17 protein-coding genes and 1 pseudogene are annotated in these 17,774 nt (G+C 62.8%); 8 read left to right on the top strand and 10 right to left on the bottom strand.

Going from position 1 to position 17,774, the window contains the following annotated elements; all coding sequences use genetic code 11:
- A complete protein-coding gene (locus ABMA32_RS09235; RefSeq protein WP_349013485.1) occupies positions 1-1,041 on the bottom strand; it encodes a cupin domain-containing protein in 1,041 nt (346 codons plus the stop codon).
- Between the two features lie 127 nt (positions 1,042-1,168).
- Entirely contained in the window at positions 1,169-2,059 is an 891-nt protein-coding gene (locus tag ABMA32_RS09230) for an AraC family transcriptional regulator (RefSeq protein ID WP_349013484.1), read from the bottom strand.
- Positions 2,060-2,194: 135 nt separating this feature from the next.
- Here ABMA32_RS09230 and ABMA32_RS09225 point away from each other — a divergent pair, with 135 nt between their 5' ends.
- The 3 genes from ABMA32_RS09225 (at position 2,195) to ABMA32_RS09215 (ending at position 6,266) form a co-directional block, all read left to right on the top strand.
- Positions 2,195-2,950 carry an SDR family oxidoreductase gene (locus ABMA32_RS09225; RefSeq protein WP_349013483.1) on the top strand — a complete coding sequence of 252 codons (756 nt, stop codon included), beginning with the start codon at positions 2,195-2,197 and terminating at the stop codon, positions 2,948-2,950.
- Positions 2,951-3,072: 122 nt separating this feature from the next.
- Entirely contained in the window at positions 3,073-4,779 is a 1,707-nt protein-coding gene (locus ABMA32_RS09220) for an alkaline phosphatase family protein (protein ID WP_349013482.1), read from the top strand.
- Between the two features lie 8 nt (positions 4,780-4,787).
- Positions 4,788-6,266, top strand: a complete 1,479-nt coding sequence (locus ABMA32_RS09215; RefSeq protein WP_349013481.1) for an MFS transporter — start codon at positions 4,788-4,790, stop codon at positions 6,264-6,266.
- On the opposite strand, the gene ABMA32_RS09210 is transcribed toward ABMA32_RS09215, so the two are convergent.
- Genes ABMA32_RS09210 through ABMA32_RS09200 form a run of 3 tightly spaced genes read right to left on the bottom strand, consistent with a single transcriptional unit; the run spans position 6,263 to position 7,483 of the window.
- Entirely contained in the window at positions 6,263-6,676 is a 414-nt protein-coding gene (locus tag ABMA32_RS09210) for a GFA family protein (protein WP_349013480.1), read from the bottom strand. The two genes, ABMA32_RS09215 and ABMA32_RS09210, sit on opposite strands and share 4 nt — an antisense overlap.
- 13 nt (positions 6,677-6,689) lie before the next feature.
- Positions 6,690-7,157, bottom strand: a complete 468-nt coding sequence (locus ABMA32_RS09205; RefSeq protein WP_349013479.1) for an SRPBCC family protein — start codon at positions 7,155-7,157, stop codon at positions 6,690-6,692.
- On the bottom strand, positions 7,154-7,483 hold the full coding sequence (locus tag ABMA32_RS09200) for an ArsR/SmtB family transcription factor (protein WP_349013478.1): 330 nt from the start codon (positions 7,481-7,483) through the stop codon (positions 7,154-7,156). The genes ABMA32_RS09205 and ABMA32_RS09200 overlap by 4 nt, the downstream gene beginning before the upstream one ends.
- Before the next feature lie 189 nt (positions 7,484-7,672).
- Between ABMA32_RS09200 and ABMA32_RS09195 the strand changes: the two genes are divergently transcribed.
- Positions 7,673-8,413, top strand: a complete 741-nt coding sequence (locus ABMA32_RS09195) for an SDR family NAD(P)-dependent oxidoreductase (protein WP_349013477.1) — start codon at positions 7,673-7,675, stop codon at positions 8,411-8,413.
- A 57-nt stretch (positions 8,414-8,470) separates the two neighbouring features.
- On the opposite strand, the gene ABMA32_RS09190 is transcribed toward ABMA32_RS09195, so the two are convergent.
- The 3 genes and pseudogenes from ABMA32_RS09190 to ABMA32_RS09180 all read right to left on the bottom strand — a co-directional run bounded on the left by ABMA32_RS09190 (position 8,471) and on the right by ABMA32_RS09180 (position 11,424).
- The gene (locus ABMA32_RS09190; RefSeq protein ID WP_349014695.1) at positions 8,471-9,127 is read right to left on the bottom strand and encodes a TetR/AcrR family transcriptional regulator; all 657 of its coding nucleotides are present in this window, start codon (positions 9,125-9,127) and stop codon (positions 8,471-8,473) included.
- A 96-nt stretch (positions 9,128-9,223) separates the two neighbouring features.
- A complete protein-coding gene (locus tag ABMA32_RS09185) occupies positions 9,224-9,724 on the bottom strand; it encodes a superoxide dismutase family protein (protein ID WP_349013476.1) in 501 nt (166 codons plus the stop codon).
- A gap of 108 nt (positions 9,725-9,832) precedes the next feature.
- Positions 9,833-11,424: pseudogene (locus ABMA32_RS09180) on the bottom strand (adenylate/guanylate cyclase domain-containing protein).
- 552 nt (positions 11,425-11,976) lie between these two features.
- Between ABMA32_RS09180 and ABMA32_RS09175 the strand changes: the two are divergent.
- Entirely contained in the window at positions 11,977-12,342 is a 366-nt protein-coding gene (locus ABMA32_RS09175) for a hypothetical protein (RefSeq protein WP_349013475.1), read from the top strand.
- Positions 12,343-12,426: 84 nt separating this feature from the next.
- On the top strand, positions 12,427-14,562 hold the full coding sequence (locus tag ABMA32_RS09170) for a molybdopterin oxidoreductase family protein (protein WP_349013474.1): 2,136 nt from the start codon (positions 12,427-12,429) through the stop codon (positions 14,560-14,562).
- Here the strand turns inward: ABMA32_RS09170 and ABMA32_RS09165 are convergent.
- Together ABMA32_RS09165 and hemB are read right to left on the bottom strand one after the other, a co-directional pair.
- Positions 14,559-14,969, bottom strand: a complete 411-nt coding sequence (locus ABMA32_RS09165; protein WP_349013473.1) for a DUF1801 domain-containing protein — start codon at positions 14,967-14,969, stop codon at positions 14,559-14,561. The two genes, ABMA32_RS09170 and ABMA32_RS09165, sit on opposite strands and share 4 nt — an antisense overlap.
- Positions 14,970-15,066: 97 nt before the next feature.
- Positions 15,067-16,092, bottom strand: a complete 1,026-nt coding sequence (gene hemB / locus ABMA32_RS09160) for a porphobilinogen synthase (RefSeq protein ID WP_349013472.1) — start codon at positions 16,090-16,092, stop codon at positions 15,067-15,069.
- A 131-nt stretch (positions 16,093-16,223) separates the two neighbouring features.
- Here hemB and ABMA32_RS09155 point away from each other — a divergent pair, with 131 nt between their 5' ends.
- Positions 16,224-17,267 (top strand): enoyl-CoA hydratase/isomerase family protein, encoded by a 1,044-nt coding sequence (locus ABMA32_RS09155; RefSeq protein WP_349013471.1) that lies wholly within the window; start codon positions 16,224-16,226, stop codon positions 17,265-17,267.
- Positions 17,264-17,689: a DUF6163 family protein gene (locus ABMA32_RS09150; RefSeq protein WP_349013470.1), complete on the top strand. Its 426-nt coding sequence runs from the start codon at positions 17,264-17,266 to the stop codon at positions 17,687-17,689. The genes ABMA32_RS09155 and ABMA32_RS09150 overlap by 4 nt, the downstream gene beginning before the upstream one ends.
- Positions 17,690-17,774 lie beyond the last annotated feature (85 nt).

Here is a 17,774-nt window from a genome sequence, read left to right as displayed (position 1 = left end):
TCATGTCTTGGGGTTGATGCGATCCACCAGCAGCGGGTCGATCTGCGTGAACGGGAATTCCGGCAGGTCTTTTTCCGCTATCCCCAGCGTCGCCGCCACGACGGGGCGCGGGAACATGTCGATCAGCGTCCGATAGCCGACGTCGCCGGGGAAAACCTGGTCGAAGAAGATCAGCAGGTGCGCGGTGCCTTCGCCGACATTCTCGATGTGGTGAGGATAGGCGCGCGGGATAAAATAGGTGTTGCCCGGTCCGATCGTATAGGTGTCGGTGCCGCCGTCCGGGTCGAGAATGGTCATGCGCACCGTGCCGGCGGCGACATAGCCCATCTCGGCCGTTTCGGGATGCCAATGCGGCTCGCGCATTCCCGCGGTGCTGATCGTCACCGAGTACATCGCGATGTCCTTCAGCGCCGGCCAGAGCGAGGCGTTCGTGGTGTGAGCGGTGCCGGCGTGGAAGTCGATCTGCGGCGCGGCTGCCTCGATGCTGTACTTGTAGCGGTTGACGTGGCGGGCCTGCGCCTCGACAGGCGTCGGCCGGGGCAGGGTGAGGATTTCGAGCGCCTCGCCCTTCCGGTCGAATGTCTCGAATGCGCCTGCAGGAAGGTCATAGGTGTTCCCAAGCACACCGTCAGGCATCGCCGCGAAAGAGGCGCGCAAGCCGAAATCCTCCGGTTTTTCGTGGGAAAAAGCGAGGACGAATTCCGCTGCATATTGGCCGATGTTCTCGATGCAGTGCATCGTCCCTGACGGAACGAAGAACATTTCGCCCTTGGTTACCGTGAAGCTGTCGCGCTGCGCATGGTTGCCCGCGATGGTGACGAGCGCCTCGCCGCGCAGGCAGTAGCCAAGCTCGTTGGCGTTGGCGTGCCAGTGCGGTTCGCGCAGGCCGCCCGCTTCCAGAACGAGGCGACGGATCGACATCCGGTGCAGGATCGGAAGGTCGGTGGCGTCGACATGGCTGATCGACCCGAGCGGCCCCGCGAATCGCGGCGAGCCCGCGAGGACGGCGACATGCCGGGATTTCTGCGCTGCTGCGACCATGCTTTCCTCATCCCCCAAAAAGGCGGATTGACCATAGGTCTTGAACGCGTCTGTCCACAAGCCCGGCCCGATCGTGGCAAACGTCGAAACGAAGAAGCCACAGGCGCATAGCAGGCTGGCCGCGCCTTTAGGCCACCGATTGCAACAGCGTTCTCGCTGCCCTGATGTCCTTGACCGGTGGTAAACCGAAGAAGCGACCGTATTCGCGTGTAAACTGCGGCACGCTTTCATAGCCGACGGCGAACGCCGCGCTGCTGGGAGATGCGCCTTGCGACATCATCATCCTGCGTGCCTCGATCAGGCGAAGCTGTTTCTGGAATTGCAGAGGCGACAGCGTGGTGATTGCCCGGAAATGCTGATGGAAGGATGAGATGCTCATGCCGGCGATTGCCGCCAGCCGCTCCACCGGCAGGACCTGCGCATACTCGGCCCGAAGCAGCGCGATCGCGCGACCGATGCGTTGGACGTTGCCGTCAGGCAGGCCGAGACGCCGGATGGCGTTACCGTGCTGGCCGGCAAGCAGCCAATAGTGGGCCTCGCGCAGGAGTTGCTCCTGCAGGATAGGCAAGGATGAAGGGCGGTCCAGGAGCCGCATGAGACGTACGGCCACGTCGGCGAGCTCCTCTTCGGTCGGACTCACCCGGACTGGAGCGTCATCGGAGGCAGCCACGGCCTTCATCTGCATCGAAAGTGCGCCGATGATGGCGGGATCGAGTTCCAGCACCAGCGAATAGTATGGCGCGGCGATACTGGCGCGCGTGATCTGGCTCACGGTCGGTACATCCGCTGCGATAAGGAGCGAGTCTCCGGCGGAGAACCGGAACTCGGACGCCCCCATCGCGACATGCTTGGCGCCCTGCACCACGAGAGCGACAAGCGGCCGTGACACGGCGTGGACGAGATCGCCGGGTCGCGCGGCCCGGACGGTTGAGAGGCCGGCGATCGGTGTGCGCGCGATCCCGTCCTGATCGGCATGGACGTCCGCATAACGGCGTACCGCATCGAGAAGCGTGGTCATTCGTCAGACATAGCAGTTTTGCCGGCGGCACACAGCCCATTCGGACAATCAGGCAAGAGATTTCGAATTTCTGGCAACAACGGTCCGGACCGCTGGGCCATATCGGGCCCGTCAGACATTTAAGGAGACTTTGACATGACAAACGTTGCTCTGGTTACCGGCGGAAGCCGGGGTCTGGGTCGAAACACCGCGCTTGGCATAGCGCGAAAGGGAAGTGACGTGGTCATCACCTATCACAGCCGGGCCGACGAGGCCCAGGCCGTCGTCACGGAGATTCAGGCAATGGGTCGCAAGGCTGCTGCCCTCCAACTCGACACAGGCGCCGTCGCCACCTTTCCCAATTTTGTGGAGAGGCTGCGCGCAACGCTGCGGGGGACCTTTGCGCGCGAAACGCTGGACTATCTCGTCAACAACGCAGGCCATGGCGAATACGCGCTCATCGCAGACACGACCGAGGCGCAGTTCGACTCGCTCGTCAACGTGCACTTCAAGGGCGTGTTCTTCCTCACGCAGGCCTTGCTCCCGCTTCTGGCGGATGGCGCGCGCATCGTGAACCTGTCGTCGGGCCTCACGCGCATCTCCGTGCCTGGGTTTGCCGCCTATTCCGCCGCAAAGGCGGCCGTCGAAATGCTGAGCGTCTACATGGCGAAGGAACTGGGAGGTCGCGGTATTGCCGTCAATACGGTTGCGCCGGGCGCGATCGAGACCGACTTCCTGGGCGGCGCCGTGCGAGACACCCCGGAAATGAACCGTCAGTTCGCAGGAATGATTGCGCTCGGCCGCGTTGGATTGCCCGACGACATCGGCCCGATGATCGCCAGCCTTCTTCAGCCGGAGAACGGCTGGGTCAACGCCCAGCGTATAGAAGTATCTGGCGGCCAGTCGATCTGAGGTAGATCCAACAGGCCAACGTCGGAGCATTGTTCGCCTGAAATGTGCCGCGCGCCGGCCCTTGCAGTCATGTGCCGCGCGCGGCATTCTCCCGTTGCCGGATCTGTGGCTTTGGGGGAAGCATGACAAACGACAAGAGGCCGCCGCATACATCACGGCGGGGGTTCCTGAAGCTTTCTGCAGCGGCAGGAGCGGGCGCCATACCGCTGGCAGGCGGAGCCGCGCATGCGCAAGGGGGTGCGCAAGCAGGCGAACTGCCGCCACTGCTGCCGGTGCCCGAGAAGCCCGGCTTCGATCATCTCGTCGTCCTGATGTTCGAGAACCGGTCCTTCGACAATCTGCTCGGCTATCTCTACCCGCCCGAAAAACTACCGGAGGGCCAGACTTTCGACGGCCTCGCCAATGGCGACTATTCAAACCCGTCGCCGGAAGGGCCGATTCCCGCCCACATCTACACCGGGCCGACCGATACGATCATGGACAGCCCGAACCCCGATCCGGGCGAGGAATATCCGCATGTGAACACGCAGTTGTTCGGCACCGTCGATCCGCCTGGCAATGCCCACGTGACGTACATCGACATGACCGCGCCGTTCAACGCGCCGCCGGCCGGCGCGAGGGCGGAAATGCAGGGTTTTGTCACCGACTACATCAATAATTTCGTGGCGACACAGGGCCGCCAGCCGACCAAGGAGGAATTCGCTGTCGTCATGGGGTCTTTCAGCCCCGAGATGATGCCGGTCACGAGCACGCTTGCCCGCGAATTCGCCGTCTACGATGCATGGTTCTGCGCGGTGCCGTCGCAGACCTTCTGCAACCGCGCTTTCTTCCATGCGTCGACCTCGTCCGGCTTCGTCGTCAACCGGGGCAAGGCCGGCTACGGCAAGTGGATGGACCCGAAGGCTAACGCCGTCCCGACCATCTTCAACCGGCTGGAGGAAAAGGGGATCTCCTGGGCCGTCTATTTCGACGAGAGCCAGGTCGTGTCGCTCACGGGCTTCATCAACGGCCCGGCGCTGGAGCCGCTCTGGAAGACACGCTTCAAGCCTATGAAGCAGTTTTATGCCGATGTCGCCGCCGGGACGCTGCCGGCCTACGCCTTCGTCGAGCCGAGGCTCATCTTCGATCACAACGACATGCATCCTCCGGTGGCCTCCTATTCCTTCAAGGGCGAGGACGGAAAAGAGGTCGAGGTCGGCGGCAATTCCGACGTGCGCGCCGGCGAGGAGCTGCTGAGCGACGTCTATATGGCGATCCGCAACAGCGCCTCGGACAAGGGCTCCAACGCGATGAACACGATGCTGCTCGTCACCTTCGACGAGCATGGCGGTATCCACGACCACGTGCCCCCGCCCGCCGCCGTGCCTCCGGGGCCGATGACGAACACGGAGATGGGGTTCCAGTTCGATCGCCTCGGCGTTCGTGTGCCTGCGATCGCGATCTCGGCCTACACGAAAGCCGGCACGATCATCCACGACGAGATGCATCACGCGGCCGTGGTAGCCACGCTCTGCAACAAGTTCGGGCTGGAGCCGCTGACGGCGCGTGACACCGGGGCGCGCGACATCACCAACGCGATCAATCTGACCGAGCCGCGCCAGCCTTGGGACTGGCCGGAGACGACACCGCAATATGTTCCGCCAAACCCGGAAAAGGCGGGGCCGTTCTCGCCGGAGGCCGGAAATGCGCCCCTGAGCCCGCCCGCGCAGGCCCTGATGGGCGCGCTCGTCGCCAAGGCCAAGCTTCCCGAAAGCGACGAACCCAAGACCTATGACGAGGCCTGGGGACTTCTGCAGACGGTCGGCAAGGGCCTGTTCGGCGAGGCGTAGGAGAAGTCATGCCGCCGTTTCTTGGTCGGTTGCTCGTCGAGCCGGCGCCCCTGTCATGGTTCGAGAACAAGCCGTGGCATCAATGGGTGGTCGTCGGTCTCGTCTGCGTCGGGACCTTCATTGGCCAGCTCGATGCAACGATCGTCCAGCTCGCCCTGCCGACGCTGGGTCGCGCCTTCGATGCGCCGTTGCAGCAGGTGAGCTGGGTCGCGCTGTCCTACCTGCTGGCCTTCGCGTCGTTTCTGCCGATTTTCGGCCGCCTGTGCGAGATGTTTGGCCGCAAGACGCTGTACATCGCAGGCTACGCTGTCTTCATCACCGCGAGCGCGCTCTGCGGTATGGCGGAGAGCTTCGAGCAGCTTCTGGTCTTCCGATTCCTGCAGGGTATCGGCGGATCGCTGCTCGGCGCGAACAGCATCTCAATTCTGGTGAAGTCCGTCCCGCAGGAATCGCGTGGGAAGGCGCTCGGCTATTTCGCGGCGGCGCAGGCGATCGGCATGAGCGCGGGCCCTGCCGTCGGTGGCGTCCTGCTGGCGACGCTCGGCTGGCGATGGATCTTCTGGATCACCGTGCCGTTCGGATTGGTCGCCGTGGTGCTCGGATGGCTGGCGCTGCCGCGCACAACTGGCAACGACAGCGCGAAAACCTTCGACTGGGGCGGCGCGCTGCTGATCGGCCCAGCGCTGATCCTCACGGTGACCGCGCTCAACCATGCTTCCGGCGCTGGAATGGTGTCGACATTCAGCCTTGTCAGCGTGGTGGTCGCGGCCATCCTGTTCTGGCTGCTTGCCCGCCGCGAGCGCGCCTCGTCTTCGCCGCTGATCAATCCCGCGCTTTTCCGGATTCCGGCCTTCTATCTCGGCTCGGCGGCGGTGGCGCTCTCTTATGCGCTGCTCTACGGGATATTCTTCCTCATGTCCTTTGCGCTGGAGCACGGCTATTCGGAAAGCCCCGCCGAGGCCGGCTTCAGGCTGGCGCTGGTTCCGGTGGCGCTGGGGCTCACCGCTCCGTTCAGCAGCCAACTCCGCGAGCGTTTCGGTGTCCGCACCATCGGCATGGCGGGAATGTTCCTTTGTCTGGCAGCCGTGGTGCTGCTGATCCTGACGACCGCCGACATCGCGCATCACCGGCTCTACCACACGGTGGCCTTCATCCTGTTCGGCATAGGCCTCGGCCTTTTCATCGCGCCCAACAACACGGCCACGCTGGCCGCAGTACCGGCTTCGCTGTCCGGCGCGGCGGGATCGATGCTCAATCTGATGCGGGCGCTCGGCACGAGCCTTGGCGTCGCCGTCGGTGCGGCAACGCTGGCTTGGCGGCTGCAGGAGGATGCCGGGACGGACAAGAGCTGGCTGACGGCAAGCAGCGATACCCTCCTCGCGGCGGTGAGCAGCAGCCTTCCGGCGCTCGCCATCCTCGCAGTGCTGGCCGCGACCGCGGCGCTGATGGCCACGAAGGAGACGTCGGAAAAGACCGCTGGCTCCTAAGCGGGCGGCATGCGGGGGAAGGCGGGCAGGGCGGGGTCGATCCTGTCCCATGGCTGCGCGGCATCAGTCCAGAATACCATCTGCGATTGGTAGCGCTCGGGCTCGTCCAACGTGCCGGCCCTGACTACAAAAATGTCCGGCATGGTCGGGAAGAGCATGTAAACCGGCGTGCCGCAATGGCTGCAGAAGGCGCGGCTCTTGATCGTTCCCATATCGCCCGTGAAATCGAAGCTGCTGGCCTGTCCGGTTATCTTCGCGGCGGCGCGGGGGAAGACGAGATAGGAGCCGTGGCCGGTGCCGCTGTCCTTCTGGCACTGCCGGCACTGGCAGTCGTTGCTCATCATCGGCTCGGCTGTGACCTCATAGCGGATCGCACCGCAGGCGCAGCCGCCGGCGTAAGGTTTCATCATGTTTTTCTCCGGTTCAGTCGGTTTCGTTGGCAACCGCGCCAAGTTTCGGCACGACCTTCTTCCAGCCGCCGCCCATGTTGTTGAAGGCGACTTCGTTGCGCGGCATCTCAAAGCCTGCATGCACAAGCCTTACGCGTGTGCCCGCGTCGCATGGCTCCAGGTCCCATGTGACGACAGTATCGAGCTTCGATCCGTAGCCGGCGTTTCCGTCGTCGCCGCCCTTCCACGAATAGGCGAAGCGCCGTTCGGGTATCAGTTCCAGGACCTCGCAGGAGATCGTCCCGTCCCATGCGCCGGCCGGCGTGGTGCGATAGCTGAAACGGTTGCCGACGACGGGCTCGAACCCCTCGGGCTGCATGATCCAGCGCGCCATCAGCGCACCGGTGGTAAGTGCTTTCCAGATCATGGCCGGCGCGTGGGGAAACACCTGTTCAACCACGATGGCGCGTGTGTCGGCAGCCTGATGCAGGGCTTGGATCATGGGTCCAGTTCCTTCATGAGCGTTCTGAGGTCTGCGAAGCGGTTGTTCCAGAAGACGCTGTAATACTTCAGCCAGTCGAAGAGCGGCGTCAGCCCCTTGGGCTCTGCGCGGTAGAAGACATTGCGGCCCGCCGGGCGTTCCTTCACCAAGCCCGCATTTTTCAGGGACTTGAGGTGCTGCGAGATCGCTCCCTGGGTGACTCCGCTCCCTTTCGTCAGTTCCGCGACGGTGATCTCGTCCGTCTGGACGATACGCTCGAATATGGCCCGTCTCGTCGGGTCGGCGAGGGCACGCATGAGGCTGCTGACTGGTGATTCCGGCATCATGACTCATCAATTAGCCCATACTCATCAATAAGTCAATACTAATTGGTATTGGCAGATCGGCCGCGCATCGGGCGATTTGCATAAGGTTGGACATAAGGGCATTGTGTGTTGATCGATACACAAAGCATTGACAACGGGTCCGGCCGCCCATAGCTAAATCTGTATCGATTAACACAGAAAGATACTGCAATGACTGAACTGTCTGGAAAACGCGCTCTCGTTACCGGCGCATCGCGTGGCATCGGCGCGGCGATTGCACTTGCGCTTGCCGACAAGGGCGCCGATGTCGCCATAACTTACGAGCGGTCCGCCGACCGCGCTGCCGAGATAGTCAAGGCAATCGAGGCGAGGGGTCGCAAAGCGCTCGCTATCCAAGCAGACAGCGCAGATCCCGAGGCGGTCAAACGATCAGTGGAGGAGGCCGCGGCAGCTCTTGGCGGTCTCGACATTCTCGTCAACAATGCGGCGATAGCGCGTTACAGCACCATCGCCGATATCAGCGTTGCGGACATCGATGCATTGCTGGACGTGAACGTGCGCTCGCCCCTGCTAACCGCGCAAGCGGCGATTCCGCACCTTGGCAAGGGCAGCCGGGTCATTACCATCGGCTCCGCCGGCGCTGAACGCATCGTCGGCGATACGGGCACCGTCTACTACATGACAAAGTCGGCGCTCCACTCTTTCACTCGAGGCCTCGCGCGCGAACTCGGACCGCGAGACATCACCGTAAACTTGGTGCAGCCGGGATCTACCGACACTGAAATGAACCCAGCCGACGGTGAATTCGCTGAATTCCAGCGATCGTTGATTCCGCTCGGCCGCTTTGGAGAGCCGCAGGACGTCGCCGCCGCCGTAGCCTTCCTTGCAAGCCCGGCGGCACGGCAGATCACAGGCACTATTCTCACTGTCGATGGCGGTGCGCTTACCTGACCGACCACGCTAAACGTCTGAGACGGAAGGGACCGGCCGCAGCCGGTCCCTTTTCTGTCAGGTGCGGCTCCCGGCGATGCGCGCGTCCCAGCCTGTCATGGCGACGTCCGCCACGCTTTCCAGTTCGGCCTGATTTGCGCCATCGCGCGCCATGATCGACATGCCGCCCTGCACGGCCGCCACGAAACGGGCCAGAGCGTCGATGTCGACCGAAGCGGGAACTTCGCCGTCGGCGACGGCCGCTTGCAGGCGCGCCTTGAGGGCGTGCAGCCCTGCGGTTCGCGCCTCATACACTTTCGCGCCCAGTTCCCTGTGTCCTTCGCTGCCAACCGATGACAGGGCAATCATGCATCCGCTCGGCGTACCGGCGCTGCATCCGCTCAGTGCCCCGGCTGAACCTACCAGCAATGTCCTCACTGCCTCGCGCGCGGTAGGAGCGCGTTGAAACTTGTCCCAGAACAGGCTTTGATAGTTCGCCCGGTAATAGTCGAGCGCCTCGGCGTAGAGCGCCTCCTTCGACCCGAACGCTGCATAGAGGCTCGGCGACCCAATGCCCATTGCCTGCGTCAGGTCTGCGATCGATGTCGCCTCATAGCCCTTTGCCCAGAACAACCGTGTCGCCGCACCAAGTGCCGCTTCGCGGTCGAACGCGCGAGGCCGCCCGCGCGGCGGCTTCGCTTCTTTTGTCGTCGTCGGTTTCGACAGGTCACGCATAGTCATCGGACGATTTATGGATCGACTAATATATAAAGTCGAACTTACCCCGCTGCAACGGAACCACGCCTAACGGCGATGCGCCGCTGGCTTGCTCTATTCGATGACGCCGCAGGCGAGTCGCTTGCCGGCATTGCCCGAGGGCTGGCTCTGATAGTCGTCGGCCTGTGCGTGAATCATCAGTGCCCGGCCGAGAATGCCATCCTTCTCCCGGTTCAGCCGGACGCGATCATTGTAGACCTGCGCGCGCAGGATCCCGTCCGCGGACACATACTGGTTCGGCATGTCACCGGCATGAGGCCCCTCCGCCGACAGGAAGCCGTGCGTCTTGTCCGTCGGGTTGAAGTGGCCGCCGGCGGAGTCGTGGCCCGTGGTGTGGTCGCATGAGCCAGTCTCGTGGACGTGGAACGCGACCCACTGGCCGGCGGGAAGGCCGGACACCTCAAGCTCGATCAGCACGCCGCCCGGCGTCGCCGTCAGGTTGGCGGTGCCGTTGTCCTGGCCTGCGCCGTTCACGAAGCCGACGGATACTGTTTCCTGCGCGCTCGCCAGGGAGGTCGAGGCAAACAGGATTGTGGCCAACAGCGCTTTTTTCATCTGTCTTTCCTTCAATTGGTGGAACCCAAACGAAACGGTCAGGCGAGGGTTCCCGAAATCTGGTCGGCAGGCTGGCTCCGGGATAGGAGCAAGCGAGGCCGGCCGGCTTTAAGTCGTTTCACGGGGTGGAGGCACGGTCAGCTTTGCCTCGAGCTGGTCCAGCACGGACTTCAGCTTGCTGCGCAGGCGCTCGGCCTTGGCGGGGTCCATGCCCGTCGTGTCCAAGGTCAGCGACAATCCCTCGTCCTGTTCCGTAATGACACTGTCAGCTTTCAGCTCGCCCCGCACACCGCGTACGAGGTACGGCACGACCGGTCGGCTGATGCCCTTCATGCTGATCGGCTCGCCGGCTTCCGCGTCGATCAGGTCGCGGACATGCGCGTAGGTCTCGTAGCTCAGCATGATGCCGCCTGCCGGCGCGATGCTCTGCAGCCGCGCGGCAAGGTTCGCCTCGGCGCCGATGATGGTGTAATCCATCCGGTCCTCGCTGCCGAAATTGCCGACGTTGCAATAGCCGGTGTTTATTCCCATGCGGACGCGGAACGGGTGTTCGATGCCCTGTTCGCGCCATTTCACCTGCAGAAATTCGAGCCGTTTCTGCATCGCCAGGGCCATCTTCAGGCAGGCACGCGCATCCTCGCGCGCCCCGAGCGTGTTGGGGTCACCGAAGAAGGCGAGGATGGCGTCGCCGATGAACTTGTCGACCGTAGCCCCGTGGGCGATGGCGATGTGCGACATCTCCGTCAGGTATTCGTTCAGATGCGCTGTCAATTCCTCCGGCTGCATGCGCTCGGTGGTCGCGGTGAAATCGATGATGTCGGAGAAGAAGATGGTCAGTTTCTTGCGCTCGGCCGTCACCTTCACGTCGCGCTCGCCGCTGAACACGCTCTTGTAGATCTCCGGCGAGAGGTATTTTGCGATCTTGAACGACACGGTCGCGAGGAAGTTGTTGGCTTCCTTGAGCTCGCCGTTGACCAGCGCGAGTTCGCGCGCCTGCCGGCGCTGCTGCACGATGAATGTCACGCCGACTGCCAGCGCCACCGCGAAATAGGCAAACAAATAGTGGAAGCCGGTGGATCCCTGGGATAGCGGTTGGGTCACCGCGACGGCCTGGATGCCCCTGATATCGCCGACCTTCCAGTCCTTTTTCGGACTGTCCGGATGGCTGTTGTGGCAGGAGACGCAGGCGGCTGTCATGCGGATGGGCGACGCCAGCCGCACCGTTGGATTCCATGAGCCTTCCGTTGCCTCGATGGTCTGCATGTCCGGGTCGGCGCGGAATTTGCCAATGCGTCACGTTGGAAGCTGTCGAGATTGTGCGACGGTCGGCCGGCAAACGGATAATCGGAGACGAAGTCGTAGCGGACGGTGTTGTCACGCGAACTCGTCAGCCGCCCGATCTCCAGCGAGAAGGTGGCCGGGATGGGGATGGCGCCTGCAACATCCCGATAATTGTCCGTCGCGGTGATCTTCGTATGCGGATCGGCCTGCAGGATGCGTCCGACGACGTCGGTGGCATAGAGCGTGCGGATATCCGTGATGATCTTGCTGATGTCATTGGCCTGGCGTTCGGACAGGCGATGCGTGAAGTCGCGCAGGTCGAGCATGACCACCACCGGAAGCGCGGCCAGCAGCAGGATGACGGCCAGGACCGCAGGCCATATGCGCCGCTGGCGCGGGCTGTCTTCCGCCGACTTCAGAGCGTTGGTCACAGCATTGTCCTGAACAGCAGGTTCGGTGCGTCAACCATGGACGCAATTGGTTCAGAGATGGTTTCGGACGGCGAGTTGAAGTGGACAAACTATATGTGGATTCTTTGTCTCTGCAAATAATCTCTAAATGCGTCCAGTGACTTAATCTGTTTTCGCAGGATTTTCTTGGTCGCAATTTTTCCCCACCCCTTTTGCCTCCCGCATAATTCGTCCTGCCTGCGCGGGGAAACGGATGCGCACCTATCATTCGGGCAGGCGGGTACCGGGTCGGTCGCGCAGGGGTGCGCGGCTGGGCGATGAGCCCACAGGTCCGGCCCTCGAACCGGACGTTGTGTGCCGCCCGTGGTCTTACAAACCACGCGATGGCCGGCGGAACGGTTGAGGGAAGCATGCCTGACGGGCGACCGCGAGGTTGCACGTAATACCTTTAGATGAGCGACTGAACGGCCGCCCGTCTTCCTCACCTTTCATCAACCGGACGCTTTTGCGCCGCGGCACTGCGAAGCCGTGCCGAAAAGCTGGCGAACCAGAGGAAAAGCAATGAGAAACAAAAACAAGTCCCGGCAGGACGAAGCAGCAGCCGGGCTCGAACCGACGACGGAAGAGCGACAGATACTGTTCGATAACTTCCGATCACATCTCGCGATGACGATCATCTCGGACTCTGTCGAATACCATTCGAAATGTCGATTCGCAGACTGCCGCAAGGCTGGGCGGTGCATGTCGTTCGACCGGTTCGAGGGTGTCTGCCCGGTACCGCTCGACAGCAGCCTGGCCATGATGTTCGGGGCCATGATATGGTTCGACAACGCGAAATCTGCCGCGCAGCATCGGGAGCGCCTCGCCGAGCTTGAAGAGTTGGTCGCCGTGCTGGAAGCGGAAATTGCCGAACGAGCAAAGGGATGAACCGGCCCCTATTGCGCCACCAGCGCGTCGCGTCGGGGCTTTCTGGCCCTGTTCGCAGTCGCGAAATGCGGATAAAAACGCCGCATGGACCAACACGCCACCGTCAAGCAAGCCAAGGCGAAGATCGGCCACTCGGCCTGTCCGCACGACTGCCCGTCCACCTGCGCGCTCGACGTCGAGTTGCTGTCCGACACCCGCATCGGCCGTGTCCACGGCGATAAGGCCAACAGCTATACGGCCGGCGTCATCTGCGCCAAGGTCGCGCGCTACGCCGACCGCGTCCACCATCCCGACCGCCTGCTGAAGCCGCTTATCCGTGCCGGTGCGAAGGGCGAGGGCGCCTGGAAGGAGGCGAGTTGGGAAGCCGCGCTCGACCTCGTGGCCGAAAAGTTCATCGCGGCGGAGGAGAAGTTGGGCAGCGAAACTGTCTGGCCCTACTTCTACGCCGGCACGATGGGACTGGTGCAGCGCGACGGGATAAACCGCCTGCGCCACGCCAAGAGATACTCCGGCTTTTTTGGCTCGATCTGCACCAACCTCGCCTGGACAGGCTACGTCATGGGTACCGGCGCGCTGCGCGGCTCGGACCCGCGCGAGATGGCGAAGTCCGATTGCGTGGTCATCTGGGGCACCAATGCGGTCTCCACTCAGGTCAACGTGATGACCCATGCCGTCAAGGCCCGCAAGGAGCGCGGCGCAAAGATCGTCGTCATCGACATCTACGACAATGCCACGATGAAGCAGGCCGACATGGGCTTGATCCTCAAGCCCGGAACGGACGGGGCGCTTGCCTGCGCGGTCATGCACGTGCTGTTTCGCGAGGGTTTGGCCGACTGGCCGTATCTGGAGAAATACTCGGACGATCCGCGTGGGCTTGAAGCGCATCTGGCAACCCGCACGCCGGAATGGGCGTCCGCCATATGCGGGCTTTCGGTCGAAGAGATCGAGGCCTTCGCCCGGCTCATTGGCGAGACGAAACGGGTCTATTTCCGCCTCGGCTACGGTTTCGCGCGCCAGCGCAACGGCTCAGTGGCGATGCATGCCGCGGTTTCGGTGCCGACCGTGCTCGGCGCCTGGCAATATGAAGGAGGCGGTGCCTTAAACTCGAACTCCGGTATTTCCGGCTTCAAGTTCGACAACGGCCTGCTTGAAGGCGCGACCCTACGCGACCCTGACATCCGCTATCTAGACCATTCACGCATCGGACCTGTCCTGATGAGCCACGAGGACGCGCTGTTTGGCGGGCCGCCGGTTACGGCGTTGCTGATCCAGAATACCAACCCGGTGAATGTCGCGCCCGAGCAGCGTCTGGTGAAGCAGGGCTTCCTGCGCGACGACCTTTTCACCTGCGTCCACGAACAGTTCATGACCGACACGGCGAAACTCGCCGACGTCGTGCTACCCGCCACCATGTTCCTGGAGCACGACGACATCTACAAGGGTGGCGGCAACCAGCACATCAATCTCGGGCCGAAGCTGATCGAGCCGCCGGAGGGACCGCGCACCAATCATTTCGTCATCGAGGAACTGGCAAAGCGCTTGGGCGTCGCGCATATGCCCGGCTTCGGTCTGACCGAGCGCGAGCATATCGACAGGCTCCTCAGCCGGCACGAGACCGGCAGCTTCGATGCTCTGAGGAAGGCGAAATGGCTGGACGTGCAGCCGGATTTCGAGACGGCGCATTTCCTCAACGGCTTCGGCCACGCGGACGGAAAGTTCAGCTTCAAGCCGCAATGGGTCGGCGGTTTCGCCCCCAACAAGCCGCCGCGCAACATGGGCGCAGCGTTCGGGCCTTATGAAAGTCTGCCCGAGTTTCCCGACCACGTGGACCTGATCGAGGTCGCCGACGCCGAGCATCCGTTTCGGCTGGCGACATCGCCGGCGCGCAGCTTCCTCAACTCGAGCTTCGCCGAAACCGAAGCCTCGCGGACAAAGGAAGGCGGGCGTCCCGAGCTGCTTCTGCATCCCGAGGATGCTGCCAGGCTCGGCGTCGCGACCGGCGATCGTGTCGAGATCGGCAACCGGCGCGGCGAGGTCGTTCTGCATGCGAAGCTGTTCGACGGAATCAAGCGCGGCGTCGTCATCGCGGAAGGGCTCTGGCCGAACGACGCGCATGAGCGCGGCGAGGGCATCAACGTGCTGACAGGCGCTGACGCGCCCGCGCCCTATGGCGGCGCGGCTGTGCACGACAACAAGGTCTGGGTGAGGGCGGCGGCCTAGCCGATGTGATAGGTCAGCGCCATTCCTATGCAGTGCCGCAAGGCCTCGGCGTCCGGCGTCTCGGCAGAATTGAAGAGCAGCGCACGGGTGCCCTCATAGGTGAAAAGACCGGGATAGGTCTCGTCGAACCTGCGCGTCAGGTCCGTCTGGCAATGGACGAAAAGCGCGAAGTCGTGGTCTTCCGATTTCGGAACGCCGATCCTGATCGTGCTTCCGCTACGCGTATCCGGTGTCAGGTAGGCGGGTTGACCCCACTTGATTGTTTCCTCGATACGACCGATCCGGGCGTTCGCCGCCGCCGCTTCGAATATAAGCGACCTGAGGGCGAGCGCGCCCTGCCGTGCGCCTTCGGGCATCGTGTCGAACAAGGCCTCGACATGGCCCGTTGCAAATGCAGGTGCGCTCATCTGACCGTTCCGTTCGCTGGGCAAGGCTGGTCGGACACCGCGCTTATGTCAACGCGAAGGCCGCAGACTGCTGCCAGTTCAGGGGATCGCGGAAAGGTCAACCCTTCAACAGTTCGGCCACCTTCGGTGCGAAGTAGGTGAGGATACCGTCGCAGCCGGCGCGCTTGAAGGCGAGCAGCGATTCCATCATCGCCTTGTCGCCGTCGATCCACCCGTTCTGCGCGGCGGCCGTGATCATCGCGTATTCACCCGACACCTGATAGGCGAAGGTGGGCACCTGGAACTCGTCCTTCAGCCTGCGGATGATGTCGAGATAGGGCAAGCCCGGCTTGACCATTAGCATGTCGGCACCCTCGGCGAGGTCCTGCTCGGCCTCACGAATGGCCTCATCCGAGTTCGCGTGGTCGATGTAGTAGGTCTTCTTGTCGCCCCTGAGCAGGCCTTGGGTACCGATCGCCTCACGATACGGGCCGTAGAAGGCGGAGGCGAACTTGGTCGCGTAGGACATGATCGCGACGTCCTGATATCCGGCTGCGTCCAGCGCATCGCGGATCGCGCCGATGCGCCCGTCCATCATGTCGGACGGAGCAATGATATCCGCACCGGCAGCCGCCTGGAGAACGGCCGCAGATGCCACCTGCTCGACCGTCTCGTCGTTGACGATGACACCGTCGCGCAGGATGCCGTCATGGCCGTGACTGGTGAAGGGGTCGAGCGCGCCGTCGGTGATGATGCCGATGTCCGGAACCGCCGCCTTGATGGCGCGCGTGGCCCGGTTGATCAGATTGTCGGGATTGAGGATTTCCGAACCGGCCACGTCTTTCAGAGAAAAGACTACCTGCGGAAAGGTGGCGAGCGCGGGAATGCCAAGTTTTGCGGCGCGCTCTGCTTCCTTGACGGCGAGATCGACGGAAAGGCGGAAGACGCCCGGCATGGCCGCGATTTCCTCGCGGCGGTTTTCGCCATCGGTCAGGAAAAGCGGCCAGATCAGGTCGTCGACGGTGAGATGGTTTTCCTGCACCAGCCGCCGCGACCAGTCGGCCCTGCGCATGCGGCGAAGCCGGCGCGAGCCGGTGATCTCGTCGACCGTGCGTGACTGGCGGGGGAGGCTGAACTTGTTCATGAAAGTGCTCCGATCGCGCGGCTTCTAGCACGCAAAGGCAACGATGACCAATCTGTCACCGAGCCCCTGGCATTGACGCGGTTGGTGGCCGCGCTTAGCACTTCATGCGTTAATCGGAGGGAATCGAACGGATGGATTTCGGCGGCGGCGACCAGATCCGTTTCGAACGCCTCGGCAAGGCAGGCGTGGTCACGCTGACCCGGCCGGGAGCCCTGAATGCGCTGACCCACCAGATGGTCAAGGCGCTAAGTGCAGCGTTGACCGCTTGGGAGACCGATCCCGCCATCGCAGTCGTCATAGTCAAGGCGGAAGGCCGCGCTTTCTGCGCTGGCGGTGACGTCGTCGAAACCTACAGGGTTTGGGAGCGGGGCGGGCGGCTGACGCAGTTCTTTGCCGACGAGTACAGGCTGAATGTCCAGATCGACCGCTTCCCGAAACCCTACGTCTCCCTCATCGACGGCATTTGCATGGGCGGCGGCATGGGCATTTCCATCCACGGTTCCCACAGGGTCGCAACCGAAAACGCCGTCTTTGCGATGCCGGAAGTAGGGATAGGTTTCTTCCCGGATGTCGGCGGCAGTTACGTCCTTCCAAATCTCGGCGGTACCGTCGGCATGTATCTCGGTTTGACCGGAAACCGGGTGGGGCAGGGCGATGCTCTCTGGTCAGGCATTGCCACCCACACCATTCTTTCGGTTTACGTCCCGGCGCTGGTCGAGGAGATTGCCGACAGCGGCGACCCCGGAACGGAATTGCGAGAATTCTTCAAGAACGTGCCGCGCAAGGCCACCGACGCGCAGGTCCAGGCTATCGCCAAGCATTTTTCGCGCGGTTCGCTCCCCGAGATTATCGCCAGTCTCGAACGGGCGGCGCCCTCGGATGAATTTGCCGCCGAAACGCTGGCGATCATCCGCACGCGTTCGCCGACAAGCCTGCACGTGACCTTCCGTGCGCTCACGGCAGGTTCGACCATGCCGCTCGCCGATTGCATGCGCATGGAGTTCCGGATCCTGAACAGGATGCTGGAAAGCCACGATCTCTATGAAGGAATACGGGCGGCGCTCATCGAAAAGGGCTCCAAACCTGTCTGGAGGCCGCCCACGCTGGCCGACATCCGCGAGAGCGACATCGACGTCTTTTTTGCACCGTTGCCGAACGGAGAACTCGCGCTGTGAGTGACCTGGCCGAACGCGGACCGGTGCAGCCGACGCTCGCAGAAACCGGGTTTGTCTGGTTTCAGCGGATCGTCGCCGGCTACTGCCTGCTGTTTGGCATTTTGTACTGGGTGCGTCTGATCGGCATCTACGATGGGCCGCTGTGGCGGTTCGACCTCATGCCTGTTCACTGGCAGATCGCGGCCGTCACGCTTGCCGTGTTCTATCCATTTGCCGCCATCGGCCTATGGATGCTTGCGTCATGGGGGCCGGTGATCTGGGCGATCTGCGCAGTCACCGAGGTCCTGATGTACGTCTTGTTCCCGGACCTCTACGGCCACAAGCTCCTGATCGTGTCGAGCCACATCTTCGTGGCGGTTCTCTACACGGCCTTTCGCGTTCTGATACACCTGCAGCATCGCAAGGCGGAGCAATACGGTTAATTTTAGCTCCGCGGGTGACCGATCGTTAATCGTCTTGCCAACACAGGTCGGCTTAACCCCTTGTTAGTCCTGGTGTTTAAGTCGA

It is taken from the genome of Mesorhizobium quangtriensis (assembly GCF_040081925.1).
GTDB lineage: Bacteria > Pseudomonadota > Alphaproteobacteria > Rhizobiales > Rhizobiaceae > Mesorhizobium_K > Mesorhizobium_K quangtriensis.
This window is presented reverse-complemented; position numbering and strand designations above follow the sequence as displayed.

Bases quoted from the DNA above. Each gene is read 5' to 3' on its own strand.
- ABMA32_RS09235 (WP_349013485.1), bottom strand. From the start codon at position 1,041: ATGGTCGCAGCAGCGCAGAAATCCCGGCATGTCGCCGTCCTCGCGGGC.
- ABMA32_RS09230 (WP_349013484.1), bottom strand. From the start codon at position 2,059: ATGACCACGCTTCTCGATGCGGTACGCCGTTATGCGGACGTCCATGCC.
- ABMA32_RS09225 (WP_349013483.1), top strand. From the start codon at position 2,195: ATGACAAACGTTGCTCTGGTTACCGGCGGAAGCCGGGGTCTGGGTCGA.
- ABMA32_RS09220 (WP_349013482.1), top strand. From the start codon at position 3,073: ATGACAAACGACAAGAGGCCGCCGCATACATCACGGCGGGGGTTCCTG.
- ABMA32_RS09215 (WP_349013481.1), top strand. From the start codon at position 4,788: ATGCCGCCGTTTCTTGGTCGGTTGCTCGTCGAGCCGGCGCCCCTGTCA.
- ABMA32_RS09210 (WP_349013480.1), bottom strand. From the start codon at position 6,676: ATGATGAAACCTTACGCCGGCGGCTGCGCCTGCGGTGCGATCCGCTAT.
- ABMA32_RS09205 (WP_349013479.1), bottom strand. From the start codon at position 7,157: ATGATCCAAGCCCTGCATCAGGCTGCCGACACACGCGCCATCGTGGTT.
- ABMA32_RS09200 (WP_349013478.1), bottom strand. From the start codon at position 7,483: ATGATGCCGGAATCACCAGTCAGCAGCCTCATGCGTGCCCTCGCCGAC.
- ABMA32_RS09195 (WP_349013477.1), top strand. From the start codon at position 7,673: ATGACTGAACTGTCTGGAAAACGCGCTCTCGTTACCGGCGCATCGCGT.
- ABMA32_RS09190 (WP_349014695.1), bottom strand. From the start codon at position 9,127: ATGCGTGACCTGTCGAAACCGACGACGACAAAAGAAGCGAAGCCGCCG.
- ABMA32_RS09185 (WP_349013476.1), bottom strand. From the start codon at position 9,724: ATGAAAAAAGCGCTGTTGGCCACAATCCTGTTTGCCTCGACCTCCCTG.
- ABMA32_RS09175 (WP_349013475.1), top strand. From the start codon at position 11,977: ATGAGAAACAAAAACAAGTCCCGGCAGGACGAAGCAGCAGCCGGGCTC.
- ABMA32_RS09170 (WP_349013474.1), top strand. From the start codon at position 12,427: ATGGACCAACACGCCACCGTCAAGCAAGCCAAGGCGAAGATCGGCCAC.
- ABMA32_RS09165 (WP_349013473.1), bottom strand. From the start codon at position 14,969: ATGAGCGCACCTGCATTTGCAACGGGCCATGTCGAGGCCTTGTTCGAC.
- hemB (WP_349013472.1), bottom strand. From the start codon at position 16,092: ATGAACAAGTTCAGCCTCCCCCGCCAGTCACGCACGGTCGACGAGATC.
- ABMA32_RS09155 (WP_349013471.1), top strand. From the start codon at position 16,224: ATGGATTTCGGCGGCGGCGACCAGATCCGTTTCGAACGCCTCGGCAAG.